Here is a 2,162-nt window from a genome sequence, read left to right on the forward strand (position 1 = left end):
GTCGTCGCCCAACCGCCCCACATCGCCGAGGTCGTTGCCGAGGCTGTCGCCGAGGCGGGTGACACCGCCCGCGTTGTCCCCGACGTGAGCCGCGCCCGCGCCGACCAGGGACGGTTCGCGGGTCGGGTTCGGCACGCGGGGGTTGTCCGCGCCGGCGGTCGGGTTGGCAGGGCCGGCGCCCTGGCCGCCCGGCTCCTTGGTGACCGCGGTGTGGTGCTGCTGGAGAGTGCCGTCCTCCTTGAGCAGGTTGCCCTTGCCGTCGACGTAGACGGTGTTGCCGTCCAAGTCGGTCACCTTGGCCGTGCCTTCGGGCAGCGCTGTGGTCCCTTCGGGGACCTTGACGGCGCCCTCCGGCACCGGCATCGAACCGGCCGGAGGCGGTGTGCCGTCGGGCATCTTGACCATTCCGTCGCCCAGGTCGACCGCGCCCCTGGGGATCGCCGCCCCCTCGGGCAGTTGGACCGTGCCCTTGGGGACCTCGAACGCGCCCTCCGGGATCGCTGCGCCCTCGGGCAGGTGCAGCGTGCCGTCGGGCATCTTGAACGAGCCCTCCGGCAGCGTGATCGCGCCCTCGGGAAGTGCGGGAATCTCGATCTTCCCCATGCCCTTGAGGCCGGCCATCACATCGCCGATCTTCGACAGACCCGCACCCGCGCCCTTGAAGATGTACGTCGTCGGGTCGATCGCCCGGCCCGCCTTGCCCGCGAAGGACAGGGCCCTGGCCGCCGCGCCCGCCTTGCCCGCGCCGGCCGCCGCACCTCCGGCCCCGCCGGTGAACACGGTCGTCACCACGTTGAAGGTGACCGCGCCGGCCGCCCGGGCCGGGTTCTCGCCCCACTGGTCCCAGGCCACCAGCGCCTTGCCCGTCTCCTTCATCGCCGTACGCGAGTCCCGCAGCCAGGCGGGCATGTCCTTGTCGTCAGCCGTCCAGAACACCGCGTTCGCACCCGGGATGGAGGTGATCACCAGACCGGTGGCGAGCTTGCCCAGACCCACCCACGCCTGGCCCGCGGCGTCCCAGCCGCTGAAGCCGACCAGGGTCCCCAGGCCCTTGATGGTGCCCCACACGCCGTCGACGATGACGCCCTTGCCGAAGTCCCAGGCGTGCTCCCACACCTGCCACGCAGGCGTCGACTCCTCGACCGCGTCACCCCAGGGCAGACTCTTCGACTGCTTGAGAGCCTCGGCGTCGTAGCCGTACATACCCGCCTGGTTGGAACCGTCGTTCACCTTCAGCGGCGTGCCGCACACCAGGGCGACGATTCTGTTGTGGCAGGTACGCTCGATCTCCTGAAAAGCCGCCCACACCCCGGCGATCTCATTGCGGCGATCGAGGTTCTCCTCGATCAGATCGCCGTCCTCACGCCACTTGTCGTCGCCGTCGATCCTGGTACGGAAAGCCGAAGCCTCGCCCCTGAGGTTGTCCAGCTTCTCCTTCAGCGGACGCGCTTCCCTCGCATAGGTGCCCAGCGCCCCCGCGATGACGCACAGGTCGGAACTCAGCGAAAGCCCGGTGTCCGAGACCGGCTTGGTGACCGCGAACAGCTGCTCCGCCTCAGGGGCCTTGTAGAAGGCCCGCAGCCCACCGAACGACGTGTGGACGTCACCGGCAGCGGTCGCGATCTTCGCACCGCCGGTGGACAGCGCCTTCACCTTCGTGTCGAGCACTTCCAGATCGCCGGTGAAGACCGGCACCTCTGCCGGGTCGACCGCCGCGTTCCCGCTCACTTGCGCCCCCCGGCGTCCTTGAGAAGATCCAGACGTACCGACTTCGCAGCGTCCTGCGCATGCTTGGCCGCGTCCAGGTCGCCCCCGACATACTCATTGGTGGCCTTGGCCGCACCCAGAACAGCCGCCTGGATACGCTCGCCCATCTCCTTGAGAGACGGATGGCGCTTGTTCAAGTACTCGGCCAGCGCCGCACCGACCGGCCCCGTCGCCTTCTGCGTCAACGGCTTCCCCGACGCCGTCGGCCCCTGCAGGGGAGTCTCGGCCGCAGAGCCCGGCACAGCCGTACCCGCCGCCTTCGCCGCCTCCGACATATCCGTCAGCAGAGCCGTCAACGCCTTCTCCAGATCCCCGGCATGCGTACCGGTGACCTTCAACTGGCCCTGCACACCCTGCGGCTTGATGTCCCACGACGACACGAACGCCCCCCTGCA

1 protein-coding gene and 1 pseudogene are annotated in these 2,162 nt (G+C 69.6%); both read right to left on the minus strand.

Translation table 11 applies throughout. The features are described from left to right. A pseudogene (locus tag ACFYWY_RS38135) lies at nucleotides 1–1,728 on the minus strand (hypothetical protein); the annotation flags it as partial. After that, nucleotides 1,725–2,147 (minus strand): DUF6507 family protein, encoded by a 423-nt coding sequence (locus tag ACFYWY_RS38140; protein WP_389196101.1) that lies wholly within the window; start codon nucleotides 2,145–2,147, stop codon nucleotides 1,725–1,727. The pseudogene ACFYWY_RS38135 and the gene ACFYWY_RS38140, both read right to left, overlap by 4 nt. Nucleotides 2,148–2,162 lie beyond the last annotated feature (15 nt).

The sequence above is a fragment of the Streptomyces sp. NPDC002870 genome (genome assembly GCF_042888505.1).
Taxonomy (GTDB): domain Bacteria; phylum Actinomycetota; class Actinomycetes; order Streptomycetales; family Streptomycetaceae; genus Streptomyces.